Origin of the sequence: Dietzia sp. CW19, assembly GCF_014145265.1 — a bacterium.
In the GTDB taxonomy this organism is placed as follows: domain Bacteria; phylum Actinomycetota; class Actinomycetes; order Mycobacteriales; family Mycobacteriaceae; genus Dietzia; species Dietzia natronolimnaea.
The window spans coordinates 1-4,234 of sequence record NZ_JAALEE010000467.1 but is presented as its reverse complement, the minus strand read 5'-3'; the positions used below and the strand labels follow the sequence as shown (position 1 = coordinate 4,234).

Genomic DNA, 4,234 nt, shown 5'->3' with positions numbered 1-4,234 from the left:
CCCCAGACCGACCGCACACCACCGCCGCACGCCGCTGAGACAGGGCGCCCAGATCACGCGGGGACCACGGGGCCGCCCCCGCACGCCTCGGCACACCCGCGCAGCGACGGGGCGCTCCGGGACTCCTCGCGGTCCTACGCCCGTTCCTCGCCGGAGTGACCCCGCGGCTGGGAAGGGCGCCCTCGGTCCGATGGTGGTACTCGGCGCGCCTGCGCATCACGCTGGGAATCACCCTCACCTCTGCCGCCGTGTTCGCCGCCATGGTGCTGTTCACGCTGCAGGTGCTCCATCTCACCGCCGAACGGACGACCGACGCCCGTCTCAACCGCGAGGCCGCGGACTTCTCGACGTTCATGGACGCGGGGATCCTGCCGTCGGCCGAGTCGGAGAACCCCACCACCGAGCAGCTGATCCGCGCGTATCTGGCGCAGCAGTACCCGTCGGCCGAGCTGCTCCTCGTGGGGACCGCCACCACCTCGGGGACGCAGTTCACGCTCTCGAGGTTCAGCTCGGACGACGACACCCTGTTCCCCCCGGCCATGCGGTCCCAGATCCAACGGATCGGGCTGGTGTCGGATGAGGGGTCCGGTATCATCGACGGCACCGTGCGGTGGCGGAAGGCCGAGGTCGACGGCCCGGCCGGGCCGACCAACATCGTGGTCGCGATCAGTGACGCACCCACCCGCGAGGACACCGGTCGCGTCGCCGACCTCCTGCTGAGCACCGGCGCCGGCGGCATCGTCCTCAGCGCGCTCGTCGCCTGGCTCCTGGCCGGCCGGATGATCGTCCCCGTCCGGAGGATCCGTGAGGCCGCGGAGACGATCTCGGCCGCGGACCTGTCACGACGGGTCCCCGTCGACGGACCGGACGAGATCGTCTCCCTGGCCGACACGGTCAACGCGATGCTCGAGCGCGTGGAGGAGGCCTATCGGACGCAGCGGGAGTTCCTCGACGACGCCGGCCACGAGCTCCGCACGCCCCTGACCGTGGTCCAGGGGAACCTGGATCTCATGCCGGAGGATCCGCAGGAGCGGGCCGAGACCACCCGGATCATGCAGGACGAGCTGTCCCGGATGACCCGCATCGTCGAGGACCTGCTCACCCTGGCGCGCTCCGACCGCCCCGACTTCCTCCAGACCGCCCCCACCGACGTCGCGGAACTGGTTCTGGACGTCGAGGCGAAGATCGACGTGATCGCCGACCGCGAGTGGTCGGTGCTGCCGTACGCCGAGGACGTCGCCCTGCTGGACCAGCACCGGATCACCCAGGCGCTCATCCAGTTCTGCTCCAATGCCGTGCGGTTCACCGGACCGGGGGACCTGATCGAGATCGGCTGCCGGGTGATCGCCCCGGGGGACCCGACGGTCACCGACGATCTGGCGGTCGGCCCACTGCCCGACCCGCCGCATCGCGAGAACTACCGACGCCGGTTGCTGTGGTGGGTGCGCGACAGCGGCCCGGGGATCCCGCCCGGCGAGGAGGAGACCATCTTCGAGCGGTTCCACACCGCCCGCGGTCAGCTCCGCGACGGTCGCGGGGGAACCGGGCTGGGCCTGGCGATCGTCGCGACGATCGCCCGGGCCCACGGGGGCCGCGCGTTCGCGTTCAACGCCAAGGGCGGGGGCGCCGCGTTCTGCATCGTCGTCCCCTACGTCCCCGCGAGCTTCGATTCCGACGCCGGGGACGAGGTGGACACCGACCTCGACGAGGCCGCCCCCACGGTCGGTCGGGGGCCCGAGCGTCGCCGCCGATCCGGCAGGGGGCGGTACGAGCGGAACCGGCGATCCGGCGCACCCGGGGACACGACCTGATGACACGCTCGAATCACGTGCTCCGCGTGGAATACTCCATTGTCTTAGAAGGAGGGTTGCATGACGAATGTGCTCGTCGTGGAGGATGACGACCTCATCCGCTCGGTACTGGTCAAGGCACTCGGCGGCGCCGAGTACACCGCACTCGAGGCGGTGGACGGGGACAGCGCGCGGTCCATCCTGTCGACCATCTCCGACATCGATCTGATGTTGCTGGACATCGGCCTGCCGGACATCGACGGCCTGACGCTGCTCCGCGAGGCGCGCGACCGCGGGTTCGCGGCTCCCGTCATCATCCTCACGGCCCGCGACAGCGTCGCGAACACCGTCGAGGGACTGGACTCCGGGGCCAACGACTACATGGTCAAGCCCTTCCGTGTCCCGGAGCTGCTGGCCCGTATCCGGCTCCGCCTGCGCGAGCACGAGGCGTCGGAGGACCCCGGCATCCTCGAGCACGCCGGCATGCGCCTGGACATCCGCACCCGCCGGGTCGAGGTCGACGGCCGGATCCAGGAACTCACGAACCGCGAGTACTCGCTGCTGGAGATGTTGCTGCGCAACAAGGGCGAGACCATCAGCCGTGAGCAGTTGCTCGAGAGCGTGTGGGGTATGGACTTCGACCCCGGTTCGAACATCGTCAACGTCTACATCCGGTCGTTGCGCCGCAAGATCGGTGAGAACAAGGTCCACACCGTCCGGGGCGTCGGCTACCGCGTGGAGTGACCGCTCCACCCCGACCGGACCACTGCGGCGCCGGACCCGTGATCGGGTCCGGCGCCGCAGTCGTGCCGGGTGGTGGGGGCCGCCCGGCCGGGCGATCCCCGCCACGCTCAGACGGGGCTCACTCCGCGGGCGCCTGCCATCCGAACGGCATGAGCACGCTCTGCAGCTCGCAGTAGGCGTCCAGCCCCTCGGGTCCGTTCTCGCGGCCGAGGCCGGAGTTCTTGAAGCCGCCGAACGGCGCGCTCGGGTCGAAGGCGTACCAGTTGATGCCCATGGTGCCGGTGCGCACCCGCTGCGCCACGGCGAGCGCGGCGTCCGGGTCGGCCGAGTACACGGCTCCGGCCAGACCGAACTCGGAGTCGTTGGCGATCCGCACGGCCTCGTCGACGGTGTCGTACGCGATGACCTGGAGCACGGGCCCGAAGATCTCCTCCTGGGCGATGGTCATGGAGTTGTCGACGTCGGTGAACACGGTCGGCTGGACGAAGGCACCCTCGGCGACGCCGGCGGGCAGTCCCTCGACCTTCCCGCCGCCGTAGGCGATGGTCGCGCCCTCCTCGACACCCTTGCGGATGTACCCCTCGACGCTGTCCTTCTGCTTGTGGTTGGCCAGCGGGCCGAACGCGGTGCCCTCGGCGGACGGGTCGCCGACCGGCATGGCCTTGACGTTCTCGACCAGGGCCTCCACGACCTCGTCGTAGCGCGACCGCGGGGCGAGGATGCGGTTCTGGGACACGCACGCCTGGCCTGAGTTCATCAGGGCGGAGAACACCATGGTCCCGGCGTTGGCGGCGATGTCGGCGTCCTCGAGGATGATCGCCGCGCTCTTGCCGCCGAGCTCGAGCGAGCAGCGGGTGAGGTTCTGCGCGGCGATCCCGGCGATGTGCTTGCCGACCCCCGTGGAACCGGTGAACGAGATCTTGTCGACCTCCGGGTGCGAGACCAGGTGGTCGCCCACGGAGCTCGGGCCGGTCACCACGGACAGCACACCCTCGGGCAGTCCGGCCTCGCGGAACAGGTCCGCCAGCCACAGCGCGGACAGCGGGGTCGCGGACGACGGCTTGAGGACCACCGAGCTGCCCGAGAGCAGGGCCGGGCCGAGCTTGGCGGAGTTGAGGTAGAGCGGGACGTTCCACGCGGTGACGGCGGCCACCACACCGACGGGCTGACGGGTGACCACCGAGGCGCCGTAGTCGCCGTGCCGGACCTCGGACCACGGGAAGTCCGCGGCCAGCTTCGCGTAGTACCGCAGCACGCCGAGCGTGGGTGTCACCTGGATCATCGCGGCGGTCCCGGGAGGGGTGCCCATCTCGTCGGAGAGGATCTGGCAGACCTCGCCCTGGCGTTCCTCGAGCATGTCGGCGACCCGGCCGATCAGCGCGCCGCGCTCGGCGGGCGGGGTGAGCCGCCACACGCCCGACTCGAAGGAGTCCCGGGCCTGGCTGACCATCTCGTCGACGTCCTCCGTGGTGGTCTCGGCCACGCGCCCGACGACGGCGTTCGTGGCCGGGGAGGTCACCTCGAGAACCCCGGTGGAGAGGGGGTCTGTCCAGCGAGTGCCGGAGAAGAGCTTGTCATGGACGACGACCACGGGGACCTCCGAGAGGTAGAAAACAAGAACGTGTTCCACGATCGTAGACGAGTGTCCGACTCCCCGGGCGGCCCTCGCACACGCCGCCCGCCGCACGCCGCCCGGTGCC

Annotated in this window: 3 protein-coding genes; 2 read left to right on the top strand and 1 reads right to left on the bottom strand. The window is 70.6% G+C overall.

Going from position 1 to position 4,234, the window contains the following annotated elements:
- The first annotated feature begins 155 nt into the window (after window positions 1-155).
- Together G6021_RS13525 and G6021_RS13520 are read left to right on the top strand one after the other, a co-directional pair.
- A complete protein-coding gene (locus G6021_RS13525) occupies window positions 156-1,811 on the top strand; it encodes a HAMP domain-containing sensor histidine kinase (RefSeq protein ID WP_347238363.1) in 1,656 nt (551 codons plus the stop codon).
- A gap of 60 nt (window positions 1,812-1,871) precedes the next feature.
- Window positions 1,872-2,534 carry a response regulator transcription factor gene (locus G6021_RS13520; protein WP_179523602.1) on the top strand — a complete coding sequence of 221 codons (663 nt, stop codon included), beginning with the start codon at window positions 1,872-1,874 and terminating at the stop codon, window positions 2,532-2,534.
- A 118-nt stretch (window positions 2,535-2,652) separates the two neighbouring features.
- On the opposite strand, the gene G6021_RS13515 is transcribed toward G6021_RS13520, so the two are convergent.
- Window positions 2,653-4,125, bottom strand: a complete 1,473-nt coding sequence (locus G6021_RS13515) for an aldehyde dehydrogenase family protein (protein WP_182641509.1) — start codon at window positions 4,123-4,125, stop codon at window positions 2,653-2,655.
- Between the last annotated feature and the right edge of the window lie 109 nt (window positions 4,126-4,234).

What these genes read in the sequence shown, in the direction of transcription:
- G6021_RS13520 (WP_179523602.1), top strand. Translation starts at nt 1,872, where the DNA reads ATGACGAATGTGCTCGTCGTGGAGGATGACGACCTCATCCGCTCGGTA.